The organism is Polaribacter vadi (genome assembly GCF_018861005.1).
Lineage (GTDB): Bacteria > Bacteroidota > Bacteroidia > Flavobacteriales > Flavobacteriaceae > Polaribacter > Polaribacter vadi_A.
This window is the reverse complement of the sequence record NZ_JAHKQL010000015.1, coordinates 194,662-221,612: the sequence shown is the minus strand read 5'-3', so window position 1 is coordinate 221,612 and position 26,951 is coordinate 194,662. Positions and strand designations below refer to the sequence as shown.

Sequence of the window (26,951 nt, the reverse complement as noted above, 5' to 3'; positions counted from 1 at the left end):
TCTATAAAATTTATTTTTTCTTAAAACTTTAAACAAGCAGGCATACTTATTTCTACTCGATGCTCTGTTAATGATAACATACCATCCTTACCTACTTTAAAAACAATAATATCATTCCCATATTGATTGGCAACTAATAAAAATTGACCATTAGGGGACAAAGTGAAATTTCTAGGTTGATTGATGCCTTCAGTTACGTGTCCTTTGAGTTCCAATTTTCCAGAGGGTAAAACCTTAAACACAGAAATACAATGATACCCATTTTGATGTCCTCTATTAGAAGTATATAAGTATTTTCCATCTGGAGATACATGAATATCCGCAGCTGTACTTCTTCCTTCTATTCCTTCAGGTAATAAATTTTGTTTGTCTACTACACTAAAAGTTCCATCCTCTTTAGGCTTCAAAACCCAAACAACACTACTGATTTCTCCCACTACATACCATAATTCCTTGGTAGGATGTTTTGCCATATGTCTTGGTCCATCTCCAGGATTCATTTTTAAGGCTATCTTACCAGCAGTTGGCAATCCTTCTTTTATTGGATATGAAATAATTTCATCTGTTCCTAAATCTGGCACATAAATATATTTTTCATCTTTTGAAAAATAAGTACTGTGTGGATGTGGCACTTTTTGTCTAAAATGCACACTAGAACCTTGATGTTTGAATGATGATAACTTTATCAAACGATCATTCTCTACTTTATAAACTACAATACTTCCCTGCCTATAATTGGCAACTGAAACCAATGTTTCATCATTATTTAAAGTGACATGGCAAGTAGTAGATCCTCCTGTTTCAACTTCTTGTTGTAATTGATAACGACCATTGTTATCTTTATTAAAAACACTTAATTTACCAGTATCAATTTCACTTACGGCATAAATTTTTTCTCTATCCTTTGTTACACTTATAAACGAAGCTTGTTCTGCATTAACTATAAAATCTAAGTTTGTTATAGCCCCTGTTTTAGAGTTAAAATCCGCTTGATAAATTCCTTCACTAGTTTCTTTTGTATAAGTTCCTATGGTTAAAGGAATTGTTTTATCATCTATATTGATAAATGTTCCTTGTTTTTCTGTCTTTTTAGAAACAGAACAACTAGTACTTATAATTAATAAGCTAAAAATTATTAATGTGAGAAATTTATTAAACATCACTTTCTATTTTTTATTTTAACAAAGTCTAATCTTTAATAAATTTATACGCAACTTGTTTATCTTCATCAGTAATTACTTGTAAAATATACATGCCTGATGAAAGATTAGAAACATCTATTTTTTTAATTTTATCTGACCCCTTTTTTAGAACACTACCTGTTAATCTGATTATTTTATAGTCTTTAATCGTTTTGCTTAACATTAATTCGTTTTGAACAGGATTCTTTAAAATTGTTAAATCAATTAACTCTAAATCTGTTGTTGACAAAGCATCTTCAGATACATTAAAAGTAAAAACATTGATACTATTTTCTTTAAGCTCTGCATCAAATGAAGTAGAAGATGTTGGTGTAAAAGTAGCATCAGTTCCTTCTATATTCACAGTTCCTGCTGAAACAGAACCAGAATTCCAATACTTATGTTCAACACTACCATCTATAAAACTATTTAATAAATTAATTTTAAAAGACGGATAATCTACTGTAGTTAAACTTGGAGACGTAAAATTCATCACCCAAAGAATTACCTTATTATCTTTACGAAAAGCCATTTTTGTAACACCTCCATATTGAGTAGCTGAATATTCTCCACCAATTACGTTTTCTGAAGTAGAAGTTATATACTTACTATCTAAAACATTGTTTGTAAAATGTTTTGCAATATAATACCCCATAAGCCTTTGGGCAGTTCCACCCCATTTCCAATAAATAGAACGGATTTCACTATTTGTACCTCTTGACCAAATTTCGAACATTATTTCTCCACTTACACCAGATTGATAAAGTACTGCTCTTTGAGCATATCTAAAAATAGGTGGTTCTTCTCCATCTAACGTTCCTGCTCCTGTAATGGTTTCATCTTGATATAATTTTTTTCCCATAGCATTGGCTATCGCTACGTTTTGTGGCCATTCTACTTCTGGAGTATCATTAGAAGCGTATTCATGATTAGAAAAACCTCCATAAAGATCTTTAGTTCCTAAATTATTAACACCATTCATAAACCCTCTACCTGCAGCCATACTCCAAGAAGCAGAATCATTCATCAATGGCATTGTAATATTTCTAGCAGTACATTCATCTTTTAATTTAAGAATAATATCTCTAGATTTCTCTGCATTAATATAACCATTCCATTCTTTTACTGTAGAAAGTGTGTGAATAGGTACATTGTTAGCTTCCATATATTCTAAATAATCTGCTAAAAAAACAGCCCATTTATCTGTATCTACTATTGCTTGACTAGGATTACTTGCGTTAAAGTTTTTAACAATCCAATCTGGCATATTATTATTACTTCCATAGCCATCATAATCAGATTTTAAGGTTGCCCAAAACTTAATGTTTGGATTTACCGCTTTTACTTCTTGCATTGTAGCTATTTGCCTGTCATAAAACGCCCAGTTTTTAGTACCCTCTACAGCTTCTTGATTTTTATCGAATTGTACCCTGCAATAATTATATTTTATATCTCCAAACCCCCATTGAATTACATCTTCTTTGTTGTTAACTGTAAATTGTACAACTTTGGAACTTCGTTCCATATCACCACCAATTATATCAATCGTTTGTTTGTAATCAGAAGTATTTATTGTTATTGATTGAGCATCTGTAGATGTGCAACTAAAAGACAAAACAAACAATAAGCAATATATTTTTTTTATACTTATTGATAATTTTGATGATACTGGTTTTTTATTAGAATAAAAGCTAAGCATTATATATAGTTTTAAATTAATTTAATTTTATTGTTATAAATATTTTCTCTATTGAACAATTAATTTAAAAGTTCGATACTCATCTGACACCAAAACCCTTACTAAATAAAGACCTTCTGTTATTAGTGAATTTAATTTTAAATCTATTTTATTGTTATAAATATTTATTTCATCATTAAGAATAGTTTTTCCTGTTAAATTTAAAATTTGAATTTTAGCTGTTTTGCTGTGTTATTACTACCAAAATTTATAGTTACTTGCCCTTCTGTAGCAGGGTTAGGGTATAAATTAACTACCCATTTAATAATAGAATCTCTATTTGTAGCCACATTGTGCAAATTTCCTGCACTTCTTTCCATATCTGCTCCCATCATAGATATATATTGTCTTGTATCGTTAGCATCTATAGATATAGACTGACTATAGGTAAAATTTACAAACATGACTGTGAGTAAAAAAAGTAATGTAATTTTACTCTTTTTCAAACAACTAAGAACTTCTATTCGAATACTTTTAAACATAATTAAAGTTTTATTGATTATTCAGTTTTAATCTTTATGTTAAACTGATATCAGTTAATTCATTTATTATTTCTTTCTATTTTTTATAAACCCATATTTTTAATTTCATATCTAAATAAATGTGCTTCTCCTTTACTTTGTCTCATGCAAATTCCCCAACCAGGTACTTGATTTGAAGTATTTCCATTTTCTAAATGTGGTCTGTATAAACCTGGAGCCATTGGAATTTTAGTTAAGTTTTCTGCTAGAGGAGAAAAATCTAAACCATCTTTTGCCCAGTGAATGGACTTGCTCAAAGAAGTTAATGAAGCTATCCCTCCATTTTGGTTCCAAATCATCACTTCATGCCCTTTTTCTACCAATGAATGTGTATATTTTTTAAATGGTCCTATTGGATTTTCTGCCATAGCTACTCCCATTTGAGTACGTTTAGGCCCTTCTTTTCCATGCTCTATACACCTTCCTTTGTAATACAACCATATTTTTCCATCTTTAACCAGCATGCTTGCATCATCTACTCTATAACTATCAAAATCAGACGACACCTCACTATGAGCTATTACAATATTATTTTCAGGTCTTTTAAAAGGTCCATCAGGGCTATCAGCAACCGCAACTCCAATGGCTGTAAAATCTGTTGTATGGTTACCTTCAAACTTCTTATTAGGATTTCCTGGAGTAGGTTGTACACCTGTATAATACATATAGTACTTACCTTCATAAGCTAATATGTTTGGAGTAAAAACAGAATGACTATCAAAAGTTCCCTCTTCTCCTAAACCAAGTGCCATTCCTTGCTCTTGCCAAGTATGACCTTCGTCTTCGGAAGTAGCATACCAAATGGTTCCCCAATAACCAGATCTTACAGGCTTATCCATGCGAGTATACCAGATATAATATTTGTTCCCTACTTTAATAACATCACTGGGGTCTCTTCTATTATATTTTGATGTTTTTCCTATTCCTTCTATTTCTGAATATGAAAAACTTACTTCTTTTGTACTCTGAACTTCTTGATAATCTTCTGTTTTTTTTGATTGGCTGCTTCCACATGCACTTACTAATATGGTAGCTACCATTATTGTTAAATAAGTAAATGCTATTTTTATATGATTTTTCATTATTTTATAGTTTAATTTTAATTGTATTTCCAGAATTTATAGTCTTATTTTTCAGGTTTTTAGTTCCGATTTTGTCTAAAGAAAATTGATTTAAAGTTAAATTCCCTGAAAGTACTGTTAGCTCAGCTTCTTTATCTTTTACCATACAAGTTCCATAACTATAACCATTACTCCAGAAATAAGTTCCGGGTTTAGAGGTAAAACCCATCGATTTCTCTACAGCAGAGTATTGAAATTTAGTCATTGCTAAAATACCTGCCCAAGCCATCATACTACGTGCGTAATGATGTCCTGCTTCTGCTTCATCAAAAGGACTTCTTTTTTTTCCATCATAACGATCTCTAATATTACGTATCGTTTTTAATCCATCTTCTGTTAAACCTTCTTGTAACATTCCAACAGCAGCTGTATATTCAAAACCTGTCATTACTTCTGTATAATATGGAAATGGTTTGTCTGGTCTTCCATTAGGATAAGCAGCCATTAGCAACGCAGATTCATCACCCAAAGCATAAGAACGATGGAAATTAGCATGAGAAGTCATATTCTCTACGTAATTGTATTTCATAACAGATTCCAAAGTTTTTTTGACATTTTCTTCTTTTCCTAAATATCCTAAACCTACCAAATGAGCAAATACTTGTCCTACCAACTGATCTACCAAAACTCCATTTCCTAACTGAAAATCTGGTGAGGTCAAATCAATTCCTTTGTTAGAAGTAACATGCATTAAAGATTTAGCTACATTATCTTCAGACATTGGAGGCTCTATATGTTGTTCGTAATATTCTCCATTGAATAAATTTTCATCCATCCATTGTGATCCTTTCTTGTATAAATTTTTACAAGTTTTAGCAAATTTCTTTTCTCCTAAATAATTAGCCATTTCTTCTGAAGCTCTCAACGCTCCTAAATACCAAAAACCCATTTGCGGATTAGGACCAAAATATTCTACATCCATGGTATTGTGTTGAGAACCTTCCATTACTCCATCTTTATTAGCATCCCATCCTCCAGGAATCCAACAAAACTCTAAAGATTTTTTAACCATAGGCCAATGTTTTTCTAGAAAAGTATCATCTCCAGACAATTGCCAATCTCTATAAAACTTCATGATAGCTCCCATTTGTCCATCAGCAGCAGCTTTTCCCCACAACTGTCCTTTTTCTAAAGGTAAATACACTCTAAAACTCATCATCCCCTTATCATCAGTAGCGTATTGATATTCTACATCACGCATGGTTTTAGCTAATTCTCCAAACAAAAAAGCAGTTGTTTGCTCGTAATTCCAAACATGTGTACAAGAACCAAAACAAGATCCTCTATCTTCAAAAGTTCCTTCCCAACCTAGAAAGTGTCCACTTTTAATTCTAAAAGCCAACTGAGTTCTTAAATGTGCCAAATTAAACAATGAAGATTCTTTTACTTCCTTAGGTAAATCACTATTAATAAGTGAATTCACAAAAGTTTTGGTATTGTTTTCTAATTCATTTAAACGAGGAATGGTTTTAGAAATCACATCCCAAGAATTTTTGTATTGTGTTGTATAATAATTTCCAACAGTCGCTTTTATGTACTTTTGAAAACCTGGTTTATCCCAAGTTTGTCTGTTAGGGAAATGCCAAGTAATTAAAAAACGAAATGTTTTTTCTTCTCCTGATTTTAAGGTGTTTTTTACAGCAATAGATCCCATAGGCGCATTTGCTTGATTATTTTCTCTTTTTCCTAATACACCATCTTCGCTGAAATCATCCCAAAAATCTAATCTTTTCTTATCCCATCTACTTGTCTTTTTTTGCCATGCAGTTCTGTAAGTTGTTTGTCCTTCGTTTAAGGACACAAAACTCATTGTACCCCATTGCTCACTTTTAGGATCTACACCATTACTTGTGTAATGGATTCCTTTTACGCCATCTTCTTCTCTAATAGTATTTAGGTTCTTTATGGCTTTTCCTCTATTCCCATCAAAACCAATAAAATTTTGAATGGTTCCTGACAGTGATACTGTAATATTCTTATCACTTGTGTTTTTAACTTTATAGTTCAAAACCGCCATAGGAATACTACTGTCATCTATATTTCCTGGGACTAATGGATTGTATGCTCCTACCACAACATCTACAGGCAACGCATCATCACTCAAAAAAACTTGACCAAAAGGATAGGCTGTTTTAAAAGATGCATTGCTAAAACGTGGTAATCCATGATTATTAGAGACAGCACCTAATGCACCTTCGTATGAAGTTTCTGTTTGCATCCCTTCTAACAAACGTGTTTGTTTATTTCCATTTCCATCCTCAATATAAATAGCGAAAAATGGCCCTTTTTTCTTTACAGGCCCCCAATTTTCTAAAGTAGGATTAAAACCTTTAGCTGGACGATTCATAATCTCCCAATCTTCTAAAGAACCTCTACCTGTTAGAGAAACGGTTCCTGTACCTAATCCACCCACAGGCATTTTTATTTTTTGAATATGCTCTTGATCGTAGGTTTTTAATACAGGCCAATCTTTACTTTCTTGAGCATTTAAAACGCTTACTATAATTAAACAGATAACTTTGGTAAATAAATTTTTCATGCTATTTATTTTTATGATTTGTATTCCAAATTATTGAGTCTCCTTTTTTTAATGAAAACACTTGACTTAATTTTCCTTTATAATAAACTCTATACTTCCCAGTTGTTTTGGCATGAATTGTTGCATTAACCAATTCACCATTCTTCCATTCTATATCAACTTCAAAACCTCCACGAGCTCTCAAACCTTTTATATTTCCATTTTTCCATGCCGATGGTAATGCAGGTAATAAGTGTAAAATATATGGTGCATTGGCAATAGTTTCTTTTGGAGTAACAGGAATAAATTGCTTGTTGTTTTCTGATTTTTTTTGATAAGCAACAAAAGCAGCTTCTTCTATATTTTCTGCTTTGTTATTTACACTTCTTAAGTGACTTTGCAACAACATTTCGCATACTCCAGCAGTTCCACCAAAATTTCCATCAATTTGGAAAGGCGGATGAAAATCAAACAAATTAGTATACGTTCTTTTGGCTGTTAAAAATTGATAAAACTGATACGCTTTATCTCCATTTTGTAACCTTGCCCAAAAATTAGTTTTCCATGCAGTACTCCAACCTGTAGAAATATCACCTCGATGTTTCATAGTAACCAAAGCAGCTTCTGATAATTCTGGAGTGGTTAAAGGTGAAAAATCTCTTCCTGGATGTAGGGCTATTAAATGTGAAATATGCCTGTGATAATCATCTGGTCTATCCCAATCTTCTGGCCATTCTTGTACCTGTCCATATTGCCCTATTTTTTGAGGACATAGTTTAGGTATTGTTTGTTGCAAATTTTTTCTTAATTCTGCATCTCTGTTTAAAATTGTAGCAGCTTCTATACAATCTGTAAACAAATTCAATATTAACTGTTGCTCATAAGAAGCACCATAGGCTTGTTTATTTAATTTACCATGTTCTTTTAGTAAATAGGCATTTTCTGGAGACCAAGTTGGATATGCAACCAAAGTACCATCTTTCCATGGGTCTAAAAAGGCTAAATAAAACTCAGCTGCTCCTTTTAAAACAGGATAAATTTCTTCTAAATATTTTTTGTCTTGATTAAAAGCATAATGTTCAAATAAATTCTGGCACAACCATGCTCCTGATTGTTGCATACGTCTTCCGTGAACGTTTGGAGCAGCAAATCCAAAGACATTACTATTTAAGCCTGCACTCCAACCTTTATCTATACCAAAGCTTTGTTTTGCTACATGTTTTCCTGATTGTGCTAACACTTTTAACCACTCTGCATAAGGTAAAAAAGAATCGGGTAAATTAGCTGTTTCTACCATCCAATAATTCATAGCTACATTAATATCTGTATGATAATCGGCATTCCAAGCTGGTTTTAAATGTCCGTTCCACAAACCTTGTAAATTTGATGGAACAGGTGCAGATCTAGAAGAACTTAACTGTAAATAACGTGCATAATTAAAATATAGATTTTCTAATTCAAGGCTAGAACCTTGTGCTATCAATTTATCTGTTGTTAAACCTGAAGATTTATAATCTAAATTAAACTGACAACGATTCATCAATGCAGCTACATCTTTTTGATGATTTTTCTTTAATTCATCATACCCTAAATAAGTAGCCTCTTTCATTTTATTTTCAGCATCAGCTACAAAATCACGACCTTTAAATGATGGATATTTTGGTAAGTAATCTGTATAAGCAATAATGTAAATCTTAACATCATTTGCGTTTTTTATATGGATAGAACCATCTTTATTTGCTTTTAAAATAGCATCACCTGCATCTATCCAAACTCTTTGCTGAAATTGAATAGGATCTTTTTCCATAGCAGCTTCTGCGTTCAATACAATTTGATTTCCTTCCGCATTTAATCCCGTAATTTTATGCAAGGTATTCGTCTCAACCGTTAAATCTAAATCAGCTAGTTGAGCTGTATAACGAATTACCATTACGTCATTTGGGTAACTGCAAAAAAACTCTCTAGTAAAATGACTTTTTCCAATAGTATAACTAACAGTTCCTACACCAGATTTAATATCTAAAGAACGTTGGTAATTAGTCACATCCTTTTTTTGATGTCCTGTATTGATATATACATCTGTAAAAGGAGCGTAATTTCCTAAAGGTTGATGACTACTTAAATATTTGGTAGACATACCCTCCATACTGTTTTCTGAAGTTCCGTAACGTCCATTTCTATAAGCATCTCTAACTTTCTCAAAATTTTTATAAGCTCCTATTCTAGTTCCAGATTGTGCTACTGAATCTAATCCACGCTTACTATTCATCCACAAAGTAATGTCATTTAGCATGATATGTTCTTCGGCAATTCCTCCAGAAAACATTGCTCCAAGTCTTCCGTTTCCCAAAGGCAAAGCTTCTTGCATATAGCCATTTTTTTTGTAGTCTTTTCTTTGAGTTTCTGTAAATTCACTCGCAGGCTTATCATAACTCAATAAAAATTGGGCATGTGATGGTATACTTGCAAAAATCAACAATAATAAAGTGATGATAGTTTTCATAATTACAATTCTTTTTTATGAATAATATATATGCTATTTTCGGCTGGTTTTATCAAGTTACCTTTCCATAAACCATTTCCTACATCTGTGAATTCAAAATTTTCTGAAACAGGAGTTTTTCCATGAGACCACAACAATAAAGTTCCATCCTCTATCATTCTAATCTTTAAACTTTCTTGACTTATAGCTTCTAACTCATAAGTAGCTGCAGATAAATATTTGTCAGGTCTACCAATTACAGCCCACCCTTCTTTGATAGGATTTAACAAAAGAAGACGTTCCTTTCTTGATGCCAATGTAAATTGATAATCATCTTTTAACACTTGTGCTGTTTCTTTGTAATAATCATACAACAAAATTCCTTCTTTAGGAGTTTCCCATAATCCATTGTATGGTTGTATCATTCCCCCAGCAAAAGCATAATCTTTTAAAGAAATTTTAGCGTTTACATCTTTATCATCTTGACTTAAATTAACAGCCATAATTGCGGCTGTTTTATTTTTTAACGGAGCAATTACATTGAATGATTTTCCATCAGCATAAGGATCTTGCATTAAACTTTCTGGCAAAGGAACTGCAGGAGCTAAAGTTCCTAAAATACGTCCATCAGCATAAGTTAAAGGCTTTAAAACAGTATCTTCAATATTTTCTGGTTCATCAGACAAATAAACAGGACCTCCAGACAAAGCTCTAGCCACTGCCATTAATCTTGCAGTTTCTTTAAAATTGGCAAAAAACATATCCTGATCTAACCAATGTGTATGCCCCAACCAAAAGGCATTGGCAAAGTTTTGTACCAAGGTAATATCTAAACGATCTTTAGTGGTTTTATAATCTACACTTCCTCTAATTAAAGCGCTATTTCTATGATTAAAGACATTAAAATTTTGTTGGGCAATACAGTTTAATAACATTAAATCTTTGTCTACACAATTTTCTTCTAAAGCAATATTGTTATAGTGTACTCCTAAAATAGCATTACTAGCTCCTGTATTGTTTCTAAAATTATCCGATTGAAAATCAACCTTAATGATATCAAAACCACTTTCTTTGGTTGCTTGAGTCATTTCATGATAAAAAGCATTGGCTCCTTCTTCTGAAATTTTAGGCATATACATTGCTTTTTTGCCTTCTGGATTTCTCTTTACCAAGTGATCTTGCAACTCAGGTATGTGATGGTTTAATGAAAGTCCTCCAAAATAACCATTAAAGTTTCTCCAAATTCCCATCCATTTTATTTTCTCATCTTTCTGAGCAATAATAGGCTCCCAACCATTAGGAAACTTCTTTTTATCAACTCCAAAAGACAGTAATTGTCCTCCTTTATGATCTAAGTAACCATCATCAATCAACATCCATCTAAAAGGAATGGAACTTTTTTTGATGTCTTTGGCTGCATTTAAAATAATTTCTTCGTTAATTTTATGCTTGTAATATTCCCAAGAACACCATCCTAAATAATTATAGGCTTCTGGATATGTTTTATCAGACCTCCAATTGATATTTTCTTTAACACCATTCATTTCCATAGCTTGTTCCCAAACCATTCTAGCTGCTTCATACGGGTTTTTAGATTGTGCATAACTCATAAAAGGGACTTGCACGTTTTCTGTATCTATACCATAAGTAGCCATGGTGATGTACATATTGTTATCATGCACACTAAAAGTATTTCCTATACGATTGGAAACTAATGGTAACAAAGCTAAATATTCTCCATTCTCTTTTTGCAACATCATAAATGCACCCAAATTAACATGGCTATCCATTCTTGGTGCTTGATGTTTATAATTGCTTAACTCTGAAATATGATCAAACCAAAGCGGTTCTACCCTATTTCCTGCTGCTAATTTCTCTGAAAATGGACGATAGTAAATTCCTTTTTTAAACTGTGGGAGTTCTAGTGTTATTTCTGCTATAATTCCTTTTGAATCAGGCGTAAGTACTTGTTTATTTAACTGCAAAACACCTTTTGTTTTCAACTGATTTATATCTATACTATTTGGAATATTTTTAAACTGAAAACTTTGGTTCTCATTGATGCTTTTAACTGAACATGACATCAAAAAAAACGCACAAAAAATAAAAGAATATATTTTATACATGATAATAATTCATTTTTAAATTTTTACTTAATGATTAAATTCTCTACACTTTTACTATAATTGAATATCTATATTCTGACCAACTAATGTGTTAACATTTATGATTTTACTTTTGTATTTTATATTTGCAACACCACCATTCTTAGAATAAATTTGTGCTTTGGTTAATTTTCCATCTTTCCATTTAATATTTATTACAAACCCTCCTTTAGCACACAAACCTTTTACTGCTCCGTTTTTCCAATCACTTGGCAAAGCAGGAAGCAATCTAATTTCACCAGTATGACTTTGCAATAACATTTCAGAAATCCCTGCTGTTGCACCAAAATTGGCATCTATTTGAAAAGGCGGATGCTGACCAAACAAATTGTAGCTAATTCTTTTAGATAAAAGAGTCTTTAAACTGTTTTCTGCATTGTCTCCATCACCCAAACGTGCATACTGATTAATCAACCATGCAGAACTCCAACCTGTTGCACCTCCACCATGCTGAATTCTATAATCTAAAGATTTTTTGGCTGCTGTAGCCCATTCTGGTGTTTTATCAACATCTATCTGGAAACCAGGATGTAATGCATATAAATGAGAAATATGTCTGTGTCCTTTTTCAATCTCTTCAAACTCCTCATTCCATTCTAATAACCTACCATCGGTTCCAATTTTAGGCCCTTGTAGTTGTTGTTGAGCTTGTTTTACATGTTCTAAAAATTCATCTGTTATGTTTAATGTAGTTGCAGCGTCTATATAATTCTGAAACAACTGCCAGATAACTTGCTGATCGTGAGCAGGTGCCATACATATTTTACTAACACTACCATCAGGAGCTTTAAATTTATTTTCTGGAGACACTGTTGGTCCAGATATTAACTTACCTGTTTTAGGATCTGGAATTAACCAATCCATATAAAATTCAGTAGCTCCCTTTAAAACCGGAAATTCTTTCTTTAGAAATTCTTTATCTAAAGTAAAATAATAGTGTTCCATAATATGCGTTGTTAACCATGCTCCTGCTCCTACATGCATTCCCCAATCTGACTTTTCTCCAGGTGATGTAAATCCCCAAACATTGGTTACTGGGTGAACTACCCAACCTTTGGCATTGTAATGCACTTTAGCTGTTTTTGCTCCTGGCTCTTGAAGAGAAGCCATTAAATCAAACAAAGGCAAATGCATTTCTCCTAAATTGGCAACCTCTGCCAACCAATAATTCATTTGTACATTTACATCTGTGTGATAATCTCCATTCCAAGGTGTTTGCAATTGATTTGCCCAAATTCCTTGTAAATTCGCAGGCATAGTTCCTGGTCTTGAAGATGAAATCAATAAATATCGACCATATTGATAGAGTAATTCAACCAAATGTAAATCTGATTTTTCTGTTGATTTTTTAAAGTTTTTTAACCTCACATCCGTAGGAATGGTATCTAAACTGGTTGTTAATTGCAAGCTTACTCTGTTAAAGTACTTTTGATAATCTTGAGTATGTTCTTTTAAAACTTCATCGTAAGATTTTTCTTTTCCTTTTTTTAGATTTTCTGTTGTAATGGTTTTATGATCTCTACCTTTATAATTAGGATAATCTAATACATAATTGGTAGATGCCGTTAAATAAAGGATTACCTCATCAGCATTCTTTACTTCAATATAATTATCTTTATAAATTACAGTTCCGTTTTTATTTTTAGCAGACAAACGAGTTATATATTCTAAGCCTTTTCCTCCTTTTCCATCAGAAAGAGCTCCTTGCATTACTAGTTGATCTTGTGCTGCTTTTGTTTGATACAATTCAGGTCTGGTTAAAGTACTTTTAAAAGAAATACTTCCTGGTACATCAGCTGTTAGTTTTACCACCATTAATTGATCTGGATGGCTTACAAAATATTCTCTTTTATAAGTAACTTTATCTTGACTATACTGAACTCTAACCACTGCATCCTCTAAATCTAACTCTCTTTGATAATTTTGATAATCGTTCTCTTTTTCAAAATCTAACCAAAGGTCTCCTAATGTTTGGAAACATCCAAAAGTTACATTCGCTCCTTTACCATGTCCAGTACCTGCACCTATACACACTTGGGTTTGTCTTGTTAGTTCTGTTGCTTCTTTGTATTTTCCTTCAAAAAGTAATTTTCTAATTTCGGCTTGTGCTTCTAATGCTGCTGGATTGTCATTATCATCTACGCTTCCAGACCACATGGTTTCTTCATTTAACTGAATACGTTCTTTGTTTACATCTCCAAAAACCATAGCTCCAAAAGACCCATTACCCAAAGGCAACGCTTTTAACCACTCTGGATTATCCTTATTTGGCTTTCCTAAAAGTATTATAGGAGTTGCTTTAGCTGGTTTTTGATACCATAATTTTAAATTTGCTGTATCCTTTTCTATTTTTTTGACACATGATGCTAATAAAAAAACAATGCTTGCTAGTAAAACTAGGTTTCTTAAAAATGATGTACTTCTTTTTATCATACTATTATGGCTATTGACTTTTTTATTTATGTTTTTTTGATTTTTTTTCTACATCTATAGAATTTTTACCAAACGTAAAAACTCCGTTCTCTAAATTACCTGCACAAGCTTTTAACATTTCTTTTTTAAGTGCTTTTACTTTTTCAGGATATTTTTGAGACAAATCATTCTCCTCTTTATAATCCTCTGGTAAATAGAACAACTCAAAAGCATTTTTAGGTAAATGCGTTCTTAGTTTCCATCCATCTTTGGTAATAATGGTTGGCCCAATAAACGAAGCATATACCACAAAATCATGTTCTTTATTATTTCCTTTTCCTATTAATTCTTTATAAAACGATAGCCCATCTGTTTTTACTTTTCCTTTGTACCCTGTAATGTCAGCAATGGTGGCTACAAAATCATAATTAGCCACTAACAAATCACTTGTTTTGCCTTTGGCAATTTTTTTAGGCCATCTAGCAATTAATGGTGTTTGAATACCTCCTTGTAAATTGCTTCGTTTTAAACCTGCTCTACCTCCATTACCATCAAAAACATCACCTCCAAAATTGCTATAAAATTTGTCTTTTAAATCATCAAAACGCACTCCTGTTTTTACATTTTTATAAGGCTTGTACACGCGCCCTTCTTGAGTATAATAAATCTCGTGTCCATTGTCTGATGTAAAAATCACTAAAGTGTTTTCATCAATCTCTAAATTTTTTAAATGTGCCATTATTTGACCCACATTATCATCTAACATTTTTACCATAGACGCATACTCCTTTTCTATGGGAGTTAATTGCTTATTGTTGGCTAAATCTGGATGTACAGCTGGTACTGAAACTGGACCATGTGGTAATTGTGTAGGGAAATACAAAAAGAATGGTTTCTCTTTATTTTTACTAATAAAGTTTAAAACATTACTCATAAACAAGTGCTGAGAATACACGGTTTTACCGTTCATATTCCAACGTTCTTTGTATTTTTCTGGTGTTTCATTTTCTTTGGTCTTACCAGCATCAGCATGTGTATTTCCTTCAATATATTCTACCTCTCCATTTCTGAATAAAAAAGGAGGATAAAAACCATGTGCTCTAACATGATCTAAATATCCATAATACTCATCCCAACCATGCCTTACCATTTGTTTGTGAGACGTTGCAAAACCCCATTCTAACTTTCCAAACTGACCTGTTATATATCCTTGTTTTTGAGCGACTTCCCCTAAAAAAATGGCGTTTTTATCGGTAGGTGTTAGCGTATTATCTATTTTGCTCTGAATTTGTTGATTGGTATATTTACCATTACTAATTTTCTTATAAATACCTCCTTTGGTAATTTCAAAATTATTTGGATTAGTATCTCTTAATCCAGAAATTAACGAGGCCCTAGAAGGTGCACATACCATACCTGAATAAGCGTTTTCAAAAGTAACGCCCTCTTTTGCTAACTGATCTATATGTGGTGTACTAATTATTTTTTGCCCATAATGACTTAAGATTCCTTTTCCTAAATCATCTGCATAAATTAAAATAATATTGGGTTGCTTATTCTGTGCATTTGTTGTAAAACAAAACATCAGCAATATTAGAAAAAACATCTTTCTTTTACTCTTTTTCATCCTTCTAGGCTATCAAATATTTTAATTTATTCAGGTCTAATCCACATACAATGTCCACTACCTGCCACTATATTGGCTTTAACTACATCTCCCTTTTTAACTGTTGCTGTTCTTACTTGGTAAGCTTCTGGGTTTGTTTTACTATTTGTTTCTATAGTATCTTCGTAATAAGTAACAGTATATGTTTTGTTTTCTTTAAGAAAGTCTAATAAAAAATCTAACGTACCACCTTTACTATGAACTGATCCTATAAACCATTCATCTCCATGTCTTCTTGCTGTAGAAATGTATGCATCCATTTTAGCATGTAAAATTTTAGTTTCATCCCATTTACCTACAGGCATTTCTTTTATAAATTCAAATAAATCAAGTTTTTCTGCATAGGCTTCTGGTGCATCTGGTATACATACCAAACCACTAAAAATAATTAAGGTTCTTGCTGTTTCTGCTACAGATGTAGTTTGTAGAGAATTTCTTTTTTTAGGTCCTTTTTGTCTTTTTCCTGCATTAACACTTGTCACATCAAAAATTCCATTGTTCATATCTAAAGGACCTTGTAACGCATTAATCAGTGCCATTCTTATAAAAGTTTTAGGTGTAAAAGCTTTTCTATAGTCTTGTTGTGCATGACAAAATTCTCTTGTAATAGCATTAGGATAGGTTCTGGATACACCTGTAAAAGGAACAGGTCCATCATGAAAATCTATCAATAAATTACTCTCTGCACTCATGCGTATAGCATCTCTAGTAAAAGGTACTTTTGGCCCCATAAAACCGTACTTAATCCCTTTCATATTTAAAGATTTGTAGTATGGAAATAATTTTTCATCTCCATAATTCCCATGTCTTCTATCATAATAAAGCAACAGTTCTACTTCTTTTTCTTTAGCATACTCAATCACTTTTTCTAAATCTAATTTTTCAGACAGAGTCATTTTACCTGGCTCTACATGTGTATACCAAGCATCATCTATCATAAAATACTCGATGTCGTTTTCTGCAGCAAAATCTATAAATCTGTAATAGCTTTCATTATCAATTCCATAAGTAAATCCATCTTTTGCTGTATATCCATGCACTCTCCAATCCCATAAAGTTTTACCTGGCTTAATCCATGATGGGTCTTTTATTTTATTTTCGGCTGCAACGTTTAACGGCACTGTATTGATTAATAAATCACCTATAGTATCTTCTACCAGAATGACTCTCCAAGGCGTTATAAAATTGTCTTCTTTAGACGTAAAATCGTTTTTAGAAAATAACTGTTTGCTTTGTTTATCAACCTGTATACTCATTACATCAAAACCAGAAGCACTGATTAAATCTGACTCTAAAATTGAAACATATTTATCTTGAGAAACTTCTGCCACTAATGGTATTTTTAAGTGGTGTTTTTTTGCATCTAATTGCGACAAATTTTCTACAGAAACAGGTTCTAAAAGTTTTCCTGAATCTGCTGGAGAATATAATTGCGTTTTATTAGACAATCCATATTCAATAAAAAACGAAGATGTACTGTTTTTTGGCAATTCTGATACTTTAAAACGAAAAGCCAATCCACTATTATAGGATCTTATAAAAAGAGTTGCAGGAACTCCTTCATAATTTAAAGTAACTTCTAATTCATTATAATGATTGTTAATTTCACTAAACTGACCCCAAACAGGATTCCAACTTTTATTTACTTGTTTTTGTTTAGTGTTTACAATTTCTACTTTTGAATTTTGTAAAATTGAAATCTTAGAATTTAGAATAATTTCTGTATCATTTTTGTACAAATTATATGTTAACTTATTTTCTGAATTTTCTAACTTTACTGTAAGTTTTCCGTCTGGTGATACTAACTCTAGGTGAGGTTGTTTAGCACAACTATATTGTAACAAGAATAAACTTAGAAAGTAAATTATTTTTTTCATTTTGATAATGGTTTCTTTTTTTTATTAAATTTCTCTACACTTTTTGTTTTATTGATATTAATTAGTTATCAAAATTTACTTTTTTTCTAAAGTGTATATAATGGGCATAATTGTATTATCTTCTCTAAACGTCATTTTTTCGAAACAAGTAGATCTTTTATGAAACGAACCATCATTAATGTCTCCTCTATGGTAAAAGAAATACCAATTATTCTTAAATTCTATAACAGATGCATGATTTGGTGCATTTGGTGCATCAGGAGCTAATTCTCCCTTTAAAGTTGCATATTGTGGCAATGGAGTATCTGCCATCCAATACTTAGTAACTTTACCTACCCTAGCATGAAAATAATAGATATTGTTTCTTTTAAAAACGTGCACTGCTTCATTAACTTTTTCTTTACTTAACTGAACCCATGGGCCATCTAATTCAATCATATTATCTTTTAACTTTGCACCCATAATATGAGACCCCGGTTCGCCAATATTTACTTTATGGTCATTACCATAAATATAAGCCTGACCATCATCATCTACAAAAACTGTAGGATCGAAAATAGTTGTAATTTTATCTGAAACTGCTTCTTGCCATGGACCTATTGGTGTTTTACTTTTTGCAACACCTATACGTGTTTTATCGTAAGGAAAATAAAAATAATACCATCCATTTTTATAGGCTACATCAGGCGCATTCATTTGTCCTTGTGCCCAACTGTACTCTCTTGGTTTAAGTACAACACCATGGTTTATCCATTTTTTTAAATCTGTAGACTCTAAAACAGCGTAATCTTGCATTGTACTATAACCTACAGCATTTTTTACATCTCTAGAAGTATATACATAAACGGTATCATTAAAAACCTCTGCTGCTGGATCTGCTGCATATATAAATCCGGCATCTGATTTCTTTAAAATTGGATTTTGTGCATTAGAGAAATTACTAACTATTACTATTAAAAAAAATACTAAACTTATTTTTCTCATAACTTATACTTTATTTAAAGACTCTAATGATGTTAAATAATTTGTAATAAAAACCATTAAAGCACTAAAAACATCTATTTTTTATAAAACCTAATTAATTATTGATTCTATTTGTTTCCAACCTTTCATCCCTTCATTCTGTTGAGTAGCTCCTTTTGTACTTCTACCTTCTAAAATAATTTTCTTAAGCGCTGCTTTTAGTTCTGCTGCTTTTTGAGGCATTTTTGCTATTAAATTTTTACTTTCTCCAACATCGTTTTTAATATTGAATAATTGCATTGCTGGTAAATCTAATTTTTGTTTTTTAATTTGACCTGGTTTAGGATAACTCCAACCACCAGAACCTTGTGTAAAACACAATTTCCAATCTCCTTGCTTTATCGCAAAAGCACCTTCTATAGAATGATAAACAATATACTCTCTAACTTCTTTTTTGCTATTACTAGTTAGTAATTGTAATATACTAAAACTATCTTCAGCTTCTGTTTCTTTAATATTATAACCCGTAATTTCTGCACAGGTTGCAAAAAAATCTGTTGTACTAATTGTTTGATTTATATTTTTATTTTTTTCTACATTATTTGGCCACTCAACAATAAGTGGCACATGATGCCCACCTTCATAAATATCTGCTTTCATACCCCTAAACACATAACTTGGGTTATGATTAAATTTTGCTAATTCTTTAAAATTTGCTCTTGGAGATGTACCATTATCACTAGTAAACACCAATAATGTATTTTCTGAAATACCTAGGTTTTTTAATTTTTTTCTAATTTGACCAACAACATCATCTACTTGCATTACAAAATCTCCGTATTCATTTGTATTACTTTTTCCTAAAAACCCTTTTGATGGTAAAATAGGTGTGTGTGGTGCTGGTAAAGGAAAATATAAAAAGAAAGGTGCATCTTCTTTAGATTTTTTATCTATATAACTAATAGCTTTATCTGTTAAATCTTGTAGTAAGGTTTTATGAACAAAATCATTAGAAGTTGGTCCATTTCTCCAATATCCTTTTGCATCTTTACCAACTGTTTTTTTTGTTGGTACTTGTGTAGCGTAATCATTTTCTACAAATACATAAGGAGGCATATCTAAAGATCCAGGTAATCCAAAAGAATAATCAAAACCATGAGTTGAAGGTCCGTTTTTAATTGGAGCTTTATAATTTACTTTTTGAATTGTTTTCTTATTTGTTAAGCTTTCTTCTGAAACCTCATTTTCAAATTCCCAATCCCAACCTAAATGCCATTTACCAATAAAACCTGTTGTATAACCTTTCGATTTTAATACATCTGCAACTGTTGTTCTATTGGGTTTAATTAATGATTTTGAATATCCACTTAAAACACCTCTTTTTAACTTCGTACGCCAATTATAACGCCCTGTTAGAATACCATATCTAGTAGGTGTACAAACTGCAGAAGAAGTATGTGCATCTGTAAACATGGCTCCATTAGAAACCATTTTATCTAAATTAGCTGTTGGTATTTTTCCTTCTGAATTAAAGGCTTGTATATCTCCATAACCTAAATCATCTGCTAAAATGTAGATGATATTTGGTTTTTTAATAACACTGTAACCAACCTCATTTTTTACTTTAGAGCTACTACAAGCAGTAAAAATTAATATTGATATTATTAAAAGTTGATATTTTTGAATGATCATTATTTTCTATAATTATCCTCTTATTTTACAATTTCTTTTATCTGTTTCCAGCCTTCCATTCCTTCATTGGTTTGTATTTCTCCTTCTGTACTTCTACCTTCTAAAATAATTTTCTTAAGCGCTGCTTTTAGCTCTGCTGCTTTTTGAGGCATTTTTGTTATTAGATTTTTAGTTTCTCCAACATCTTTTTTAATATTGAATAATTGCATTGCTGGTAAATCTAATTTTTGTTTTCTAATTTCACTTAATTTTGGATAACTCCAACCTGCGGAACCTTTTGCAACGCACAATTTCCAATCTCCTTGTCTTATTGCAAACGACCCGTCTATAGAATGATGAACTGTATATTCTCTAATTTTTTGATTCTCGTTTTTTAACAATAATGGCAACATGCTAAAACTATCTTCTCCTTCTGTTTCTTTAATTTGATAGTTTGTAATATCTGCACAGGTTGCAAAAAAATCTGTTGTACAAATAGTTTGATTAGAACTTGTTTTTTTTAATGCTTTGTTGGGCCATTCTACAATAAAAGGCACCCTATGTCCTCCTTCATAAATATCAGATTTCATACCTCTAAACACATAACTTGGATCATGATTAAATTTTTCTAACTCTTCAAAATTTGCTCTTGGAGAGCATCCATTATCACTTGTAAAAACTAATAATGTATTTTCTGAAATGCCTAAATCTTTTAATTTTTCTCTAATTTGACCAACAACATCATCTACCTGCATTACAAAATCTCCATACTTATTGGTGTTACTTTTTCCTAAAAATTCTTTTGTAGGTAAAATAGGTGTATGAGGTGCTGGTAATGGAAAGTATAAAAAGAAAGGCTTCTCTTCTTTTGCTTTCTCATCTATATAAGTAATTGCTCTATCTGTTAAATCTTGTAAAACGGTTTCATGTACAAAATCATCAGATGTTGGTCCATTTCTCCAATGTCCTTTTGCGTCTTTATTAACCGTATTTCTTGTTGGCACCATTGTTGGCATGTCGTTTTCTACAAAAACATAAGGAGGCATATCTAAAGAACCACAAAAGCCAAATGTATAATCAAATCCGTGGGTAGAAGGCCCATTTTTAATAGGTTCTTTGTAATTTACTTTCTGAATTATATTTAAACTATTAATTTTTTTAACTTCAGATTCGTTTTCAAAACTCCAATCCCAACCCATATGCCATTTACCTATAAAAGCAGTTGAATATCCTTGGTTTTTTAAAATATCTGCAACTGTTATACGATTTGGTGTAATTAGTGATTTTGAATAACCACCTAACACACTACTTTTTAAGCGACTCCTCCAATTATAACGTCCTGTTAAAATACCATATCTAGTTGGTGTACAAACAGCTGAAGAGGTATGTGCATCTGTAAATTTTATACCATTTTCAGCCATTTTATCTAAATTAACTGTTGGTATTTTACTATTAGGATTAAAAGATGTTACATCTCCATACCCTAAATCATCTGCTAAAATGTAAATGATATTTGGTTTTTTAGCAACTACACTTTTGCCTTCTTTTTTTATTTTAGAAGTACTACATGCTGATAAAATAAGTATCGCTATAATTAGTAATTGGTAACGAAATTTTGCCATTGTTTTTTTTGATTTATAAAAAATTGTTTTTTTTTCTAATGCTCTTTTTTCTAAATTCTGTATTTTATCTTCTCAGATTTCTTAAAATTGGAAGCATTTATTTTAGCTTTTTAGGTTGTTATTTTGTTAAATTAATTTGTAATTCTATTTCAGTTGAAAGATTGTATAGTTTTGGTTTATTTTTTTACATGAAATTACACTCATCAAAATAAATAGAAGCAATAATTTCCTCATAAATTGTAATTTCATTTTATAAATTTAGTATTTAATTTTCTTCATCAATTATTCTAAAATAACCAACACTAGAAGCAAATTCAAATATAAAAATATCAAATCCTTTTTGGAGAAACTATTGTTGCAGCTATCGACTATAAATGTTGCAGATTTAATGAATTGCAGCAATAGTAGTTGTTTAGAGAGTACCTATATTAACTGTAGAGACAATTTTAAACCTACATCTGATTTATAATTTTTGTTTCTGCTTTTAAATAACAAATACTTTTAAAAACATTTCTTTTTATTATGTAAAAACGTTTTTAAGATTAAAAGAACATTATTATATACAATTAAGTCAAATTACATCTTGAAGTTAGAACCTATTTTATCTTCTCTTATAAATTAAACTCTACATTAGGGTTTGACTCAAAAAACTAGATAATTAGCTAAATGATTATGTTGCTAGTTTAATATCATACTTATCTAATTGAGATTCTTTAATTGATCTTTTACTCTATAAACATTCTACAAAAAACAGCAGTATCTTACTTAAGATTAACTTTTTTGTACTCTTTTGAAACAAAAACAGGTTATTGATTTCTCTATTTTGATCTAATTTGCAGGTAACTATAATTAATAATTTAAAACCTTTATGATGAGAAAATTACATTACATTTTTACTCTAACTTTTTTATGTTTATGTGTTACTTTACATGCCCAAGAATACAATTTTGAAAATGATACTGCTGGTGAAGCTGCTTCAAATATATCTTCGTATGTAGGAGGTGCAACCGTAGTTGCTTATGGTGGTAGTAATACTTTAGAAGTAACAGACTATGTGGACGGAAACATAGGTACCTTTACTTTAGATGAGTTTCCTGATAGTAAAGATTATTCTGTGACTTGGAAACAAACAATGTCTGGAAATGGAAGAAAAACAGGTATTCTATTAAAAGCACATGGTACATCTCAATACCCTGATGTAATAAAACAAGGATATTTATTTATTGTAGCTAACCATATAAGATCTGATTGGCAAAATATAGAAATTAAAAGATATGAACCAAGTGGAACTAGCCCTGCTGCTCCAACATTAAAAAAGGCAAATTTAGCTGCACAAACTTCTGGTGTACCTCGTTGGTATAGAGTTAGTATTGATGGATCTACATTAACGGCTGAATACTCAGATGATGGGGATGCAGCAACCCCAACTTGGATAACAGTTGTTACTGCTACAGATGATGTTTATGAAGATATTTCTGGAGGAACATTGTTACATCAAGGTTTTCAAAGCCCAGTTGGCGAATGTTTTTTTGATGATATTACATATACAAATTTAGGTGCAACTGCATCTAATGACAATGTTACTTTTAATGACTATTTATTATATCCTTCATATTCTAAAGATAAAATAAATGTTATATTAAAAACAGCCGTAAATAAAGTTGATATCAGTATTACCTCTATAGTTGGTAAAGTAGTACAACAATACAATAAAATTAACCCTACTGATAAATCAATAGTATTAAATGTTTCAAACTTAAATAGTGGTATCTACATTGTAAAAATAGTAGCAGATGGTAAAATAGCTACTCGAAAAATAGTGAAAGAATAACTATTCTATTAAAAACTATAATTACTAAAAAGGAGTGCTTTTATTTTATTAGCACTCTTTTTTTTATCTTTTTTAAACTAAAAAAAGAAGAGTATTTATTATAACTTTTATCAAAATTAATATTTACTGATTAACTAAGAAAGTTAAAAATCACAAAAAACTAGGTTCTTCTATAAAAACTATGTGTCTTTCTACTCCTAGATTAAATGAAAAATAATTGATATAAAACTCTACAGGGTACTAGACCTAAATACCATCTTTATTATATCAAATTTTAACTTTCCATCTACCTACAGCTGCTTTTTTTGTGATATTAATCATTTTACTATTATGGTAAAATCCGCTTAATAAAGACGTTGTTTAACGCTTCTATAAAGGTTTTTCTTTCAATACTATCAGTTAAAAAAAAGGAGTCTTTAGTTTCATTTAAACCTTATAAAGACTGATTATTTATTATTAAATGCATTACTAAAAAATTTTGCATAAAAAAACAGCACCTGAATTACCAGATGCTGAATTAATCACAAAAAAATCAACAAATTTATTTTTTTAAAACATTACTTTATATAACTCAAAATCACTTCTTTTATCACTAGAATAGCTATACTTGATTTTACAAAAGGCAACCTTGTTATAATTATTATCAGATAATATTTTTTTGTCCCTCATAATATTTGAGGTCAATAAAAAAAAAGTTCTCACAATGAGTATTTATACTACACTAAAAATTTCCTTACTACTTTCCATACAATATTAAATATTCTTATAGAATCTATTTTCTAATATTAGGAGTAAAAATGTTACATATAGCTTTATTTTAACTATAAATGATGAATAACACAAGTATTATTAGAAAATCATCACTTATTATAACTCTAGATGTAAATTGTTTTTTGAACTACTGAACTAAAACTTTCCCTCTTTTAATAATAGATTGATTCTCTAAATTGTAATACTTAACAACATATACAAAAATACCTCTGCTGTTTTTATTAGGCAACCAACCTTTTTCAATTGAACCTGAACTAAATATTTTTTGTCCTCTTATGTTATATACTTCTATCTGATATTTTTTTATCTGATTAATACCATTATAAGGTTTTAGAACATCTTTTGAGGAGTTTAAATAACTTGGAAACAATAACTCTAATCTAGATAATAGGTTTTTATCTACAGACAATATATTATCACTTTCATCTCCTACAAAACCTTTTCTAATATCTGTAAAAGTAAACTTAACAGATTCGTTTGTTATATAATTTACAGTCATTGCAGGTTGTTTGTTATTATCGATTTGTAAACGTGGATAAGATGTGTTATCTAAAGCTGTGTCTAAATAAAATGTACTATTTGTACTTGGTGTTAATAGCCATTTTGTTTGCCCTCCTGTAGAGCCACTTCCTGTCATTTGTGGTACTGTAGTTCTTTGAGTTCTTATTCTAGGGTTTGCTACACTACCAATACAGTTTATATAGTAATACCCTTCTGATGTGCTTTCTGTAATTGTCCACTCAACTTGAGAACCAGTAGTTGATGTTGAAGTAGTAAAAGCATCTTCGCCATTGGCACCTAATCTAACATTAAAACCAGGAGCATCTATATAATATCTTGCATTAGGGTCTGGAAAAGGTACATTTACACTCTCAACAGTTACATGAAAGGTAACAGACATTCCACATTGACTAGTACCATTAAGAAATGTTGCAGTATATTCCCCTGAATTATCTTCTGTAATATCTCCAAATGTTATTTCCCTTAAGTTTGATACAAAATTATTAGGGCCTGTCCAAGTCCAATTTCCAGAAGTAGGTTGTGGACCTATTTGTAATTTATCTCCTTCATTTAACGTAATGCTAGTATTTACTAGCCAAGACACATCGTTTATTCTGTAATATGGTGTAATATTTGCACCATTGTTACAATCTAATCCTATAGTGATTACAATATGATTTACATCTCCTTGTGGGCTGATATACGAAGCCACGTAATCTCCAGCATTTAGATCTGTAATATTTGTTAAATCAATTTCTCTAGTATTTGCCTTAAAATTATTAGGGCCTGTCCAAGACCAAACCCCATCAGCAGGTAATGGAGCTAGTTTTACATTACTACCAGCTGAAGTAATTACAGATGTACCTTCGTTTAAAACCCCAGAATTAATTTGATAATTGCCTGTTAATGTTGGCATTTTTTTTAAATACAAAGCCATTTGATTTCTACCACCACCATTAATGGAACCATTACTTTGGTTGATGGTTCTCCAAATATCATACATGACTAAACCATCAACTTTAGAAGCAATAGCTGTTTCTAAACGACTACCTGTTTTATTTTTGTCATTGTGAGTAACTTCAGAATCCCACACTGGCAAATTTTCTGCTTTTGCCAAGCTCGTAAACTCTTTCCAACTTTCGTGATTAAAACCCAAATTATGTGTAGTAGCTACTGTAATGTTATCTGCTATAGTTGTTTGCTTCATTACATTTATACTTGCTGGAATTCCCCATGCACAAGATCCCACTAATTCTGCTCCGTTTAAATTTCCTTTTAAACTGCTATAAATAGTACTTATTTGACTAGCACTCCAAGCTCCTCCAGGAGCACCATCTTCGTTAAAAGGGTTGATCCATGCACATTTATATTCGTAAGAAAATTGAATGATTCTGTCTATCAAAGCATTTGTTTTACTATCATCATCCTTTACTGTACAGATGTCTGCTATATCTAAAATACCACAAGCAACTCTTTGACCACCTGCATGTTGAGCAGGATTTGCAAAAATAGGATAACCTGCTGCTACTGCTTTGTTATAAAAATAGTCGAACATGGTTTTATTAGGAGTATGCCCTTCTGCAAAAATTGGTATACGAATACCATTTACCCCTAAGTTTTTAAAACCTATAAGTAAATAATCTGCTTGTGCTTCTGTAGTTATTTTATTTTGAATAAAAGCTTGTTTAACGTCACCAATAACATAATCCATATTGTTGGTGTAAATAGTAGTTTGCGCAATAGCACTTATAAAAGTTAATAATGCGATAAAAGTTAAGTGGATTTTTTTCATTTTCATATTTTTTTTCAAAACTATATTCCAAAAAAATAAGGCCAATATAAAATACCAGCCTTATTTACCTAATACTAATCAAAACAATAATTTCACATAAAGTCTTATTAATAAGTTTA

Annotated in this window: 16 protein-coding genes; 1 reads left to right on the top strand and 15 read right to left on the bottom strand. The window is 31.1% G+C overall.

The genetic code is table 11. From position 1 onward, the window contains the following. Positions 1–20 precede the first annotated feature (20 nt). The 14 genes from KO506_RS07835 to KO506_RS07770 all read right to left on the bottom strand — a co-directional run bounded on the left by KO506_RS07835 (position 21) and on the right by KO506_RS07770 (position 21,937). Positions 21–1,160: a lactonase family protein gene (locus tag KO506_RS07835; RefSeq protein WP_215994340.1), complete on the bottom strand. Its 1,140-nt coding sequence runs from the start codon at positions 1,158–1,160 to the stop codon at positions 21–23. Positions 1,161–1,188: 28 nt separating this feature from the next. Further along, complete coding sequence (locus KO506_RS07830) at positions 1,189–2,880, bottom strand: T9SS type A sorting domain-containing protein (protein WP_215994339.1); 1,692 nt, start codon at positions 2,878–2,880, stop codon at positions 1,189–1,191. A gap of 48 nt (positions 2,881–2,928) precedes the next feature. After that, positions 2,929–3,048 carry a hypothetical protein gene (locus tag KO506_RS17190; protein ID WP_354667549.1) on the bottom strand — a complete coding sequence of 40 codons (120 nt, stop codon included), beginning with the start codon at positions 3,046–3,048 and terminating at the stop codon, positions 2,929–2,931. 32 nt (positions 3,049–3,080) lie between these two features. Further along, on the bottom strand, positions 3,081–3,323 hold the full coding sequence (locus KO506_RS07820; protein WP_215994338.1) for a hypothetical protein: 243 nt from the start codon (positions 3,321–3,323) through the stop codon (positions 3,081–3,083). A gap of 161 nt (positions 3,324–3,484) precedes the next feature. After that, positions 3,485–4,522, bottom strand: coding sequence for a family 43 glycosylhydrolase (locus KO506_RS07815; RefSeq protein WP_215994337.1), 1,038 nt, complete (start codon positions 4,520–4,522; stop codon positions 3,485–3,487). 4 nt (positions 4,523–4,526) lie between these two features. Further along, positions 4,527–7,100, bottom strand: coding sequence for a GH116 family glycosyl-hydrolase (locus KO506_RS07810; protein ID WP_215994336.1), 2,574 nt, complete (start codon positions 7,098–7,100; stop codon positions 4,527–4,529). A gap of 1 nt (position 7,101) precedes the next feature. Beyond that, the gene (locus KO506_RS07805; protein ID WP_215994335.1) at positions 7,102–9,582 is read right to left on the bottom strand and encodes a glycoside hydrolase family 95 protein; all 2,481 of its coding nucleotides are present in this window, start codon (positions 9,580–9,582) and stop codon (positions 7,102–7,104) included. A gap of 2 nt (positions 9,583–9,584) precedes the next feature. Continuing rightward, positions 9,585–11,546 carry a Sip1-related alpha-galactosidase gene (locus KO506_RS07800; RefSeq protein ID WP_215994334.1) on the bottom strand — a complete coding sequence of 654 codons (1,962 nt, stop codon included), beginning with the start codon at positions 11,544–11,546 and terminating at the stop codon, positions 9,585–9,587. A 195-nt stretch (positions 11,547–11,741) separates the two neighbouring features. Beyond that, positions 11,742–14,159, bottom strand: coding sequence for a glycoside hydrolase family 95 protein (locus KO506_RS07795; RefSeq protein ID WP_215994333.1), 2,418 nt, complete (start codon positions 14,157–14,159; stop codon positions 11,742–11,744). 22 nt (positions 14,160–14,181) lie between these two features. Next, on the bottom strand, positions 14,182–15,723 hold the full coding sequence (locus KO506_RS07790; RefSeq protein ID WP_215994332.1) for a sulfatase-like hydrolase/transferase: 1,542 nt from the start codon (positions 15,721–15,723) through the stop codon (positions 14,182–14,184). 68 nt (positions 15,724–15,791) lie between these two features. Then, the gene (locus KO506_RS07785; protein WP_215994331.1) at positions 15,792–17,681 is read right to left on the bottom strand and encodes a glycoside hydrolase family 97 protein; all 1,890 of its coding nucleotides are present in this window, start codon (positions 17,679–17,681) and stop codon (positions 15,792–15,794) included. 75 nt (positions 17,682–17,756) lie between these two features. Then, complete coding sequence (locus tag KO506_RS07780; RefSeq protein WP_215994330.1) at positions 17,757–18,665, bottom strand: family 43 glycosylhydrolase; 909 nt, start codon at positions 18,663–18,665, stop codon at positions 17,757–17,759. Between the two features lie 90 nt (positions 18,666–18,755). Next, positions 18,756–20,336: a sulfatase family protein gene (locus KO506_RS07775; protein ID WP_215994329.1), complete on the bottom strand. Its 1,581-nt coding sequence runs from the start codon at positions 20,334–20,336 to the stop codon at positions 18,756–18,758. A gap of 20 nt (positions 20,337–20,356) precedes the next feature. Further along, positions 20,357–21,937 carry a sulfatase family protein gene (locus KO506_RS07770; protein WP_215994328.1) on the bottom strand — a complete coding sequence of 527 codons (1,581 nt, stop codon included), beginning with the start codon at positions 21,935–21,937 and terminating at the stop codon, positions 20,357–20,359. 868 nt (positions 21,938–22,805) lie between these two features. Between KO506_RS07770 and KO506_RS07765 the strand changes: the two genes are divergently transcribed. Further along, positions 22,806–23,768 (top strand): T9SS type A sorting domain-containing protein, encoded by a 963-nt coding sequence (locus KO506_RS07765; RefSeq protein ID WP_215994327.1) that lies wholly within the window; start codon positions 22,806–22,808, stop codon positions 23,766–23,768. Between the two features lie 898 nt (positions 23,769–24,666). Here the strand turns inward: KO506_RS07765 and KO506_RS07760 are convergent. Further along, positions 24,667–26,832 (bottom strand): hypothetical protein, encoded by a 2,166-nt coding sequence (locus KO506_RS07760; RefSeq protein ID WP_215994326.1) that lies wholly within the window; start codon positions 26,830–26,832, stop codon positions 24,667–24,669. Positions 26,833–26,951 lie beyond the last annotated feature (119 nt).

Coding starts and splice junctions, on each gene's coding strand:
- KO506_RS07835 (WP_215994340.1), bottom strand. CDS start 1,160: ATGTTTAATAAATTTCTCACATTAATAATTTTTAGCTTATTAATTATA.
- KO506_RS07830 (WP_215994339.1), bottom strand. CDS start 2,880: ATGCTTAGCTTTTATTCTAATAAAAAACCAGTATCATCAAAATTATCA.
- KO506_RS07820 (WP_215994338.1), bottom strand. CDS start 3,323: ATGTTTGTAAATTTTACCTATAGTCAGTCTATATCTATAGATGCTAAC.
- KO506_RS07815 (WP_215994337.1), bottom strand. CDS start 4,522: ATGAAAAATCATATAAAAATAGCATTTACTTATTTAACAATAATGGTA.
- KO506_RS07810 (WP_215994336.1), bottom strand. CDS start 7,100: ATGAAAAATTTATTTACCAAAGTTATCTGTTTAATTATAGTAAGCGTT.
- KO506_RS07805 (WP_215994335.1), bottom strand. CDS start 9,582: ATGAAAACTATCATCACTTTATTATTGTTGATTTTTGCAAGTATACCA.
- KO506_RS07795 (WP_215994333.1), bottom strand. CDS start 14,159: ATGATAAAAAGAAGTACATCATTTTTAAGAAACCTAGTTTTACTAGCA.
- KO506_RS07790 (WP_215994332.1), bottom strand. CDS start 15,723: ATGTTTTGTTTTACAACAAATGCACAGAATAAGCAACCCAATATTATT.
- KO506_RS07785 (WP_215994331.1), bottom strand. CDS start 17,681: ATGAAAAAAATAATTTACTTTCTAAGTTTATTCTTGTTACAATATAGT.
- KO506_RS07780 (WP_215994330.1), bottom strand. CDS start 18,665: ATGAGAAAAATAAGTTTAGTATTTTTTTTAATAGTAATAGTTAGTAAT.
- KO506_RS07775 (WP_215994329.1), bottom strand. CDS start 20,336: ATGATCATTCAAAAATATCAACTTTTAATAATATCAATATTAATTTTT.
- KO506_RS07770 (WP_215994328.1), bottom strand. CDS start 21,937: ATGGCAAAATTTCGTTACCAATTACTAATTATAGCGATACTTATTTTA.
- KO506_RS07765 (WP_215994327.1), top strand. CDS start 22,806: ATGATGAGAAAATTACATTACATTTTTACTCTAACTTTTTTATGTTTA.
- KO506_RS07760 (WP_215994326.1), bottom strand. CDS start 26,832: ATGAAAAAAATCCACTTAACTTTTATCGCATTATTAACTTTTATAAGT.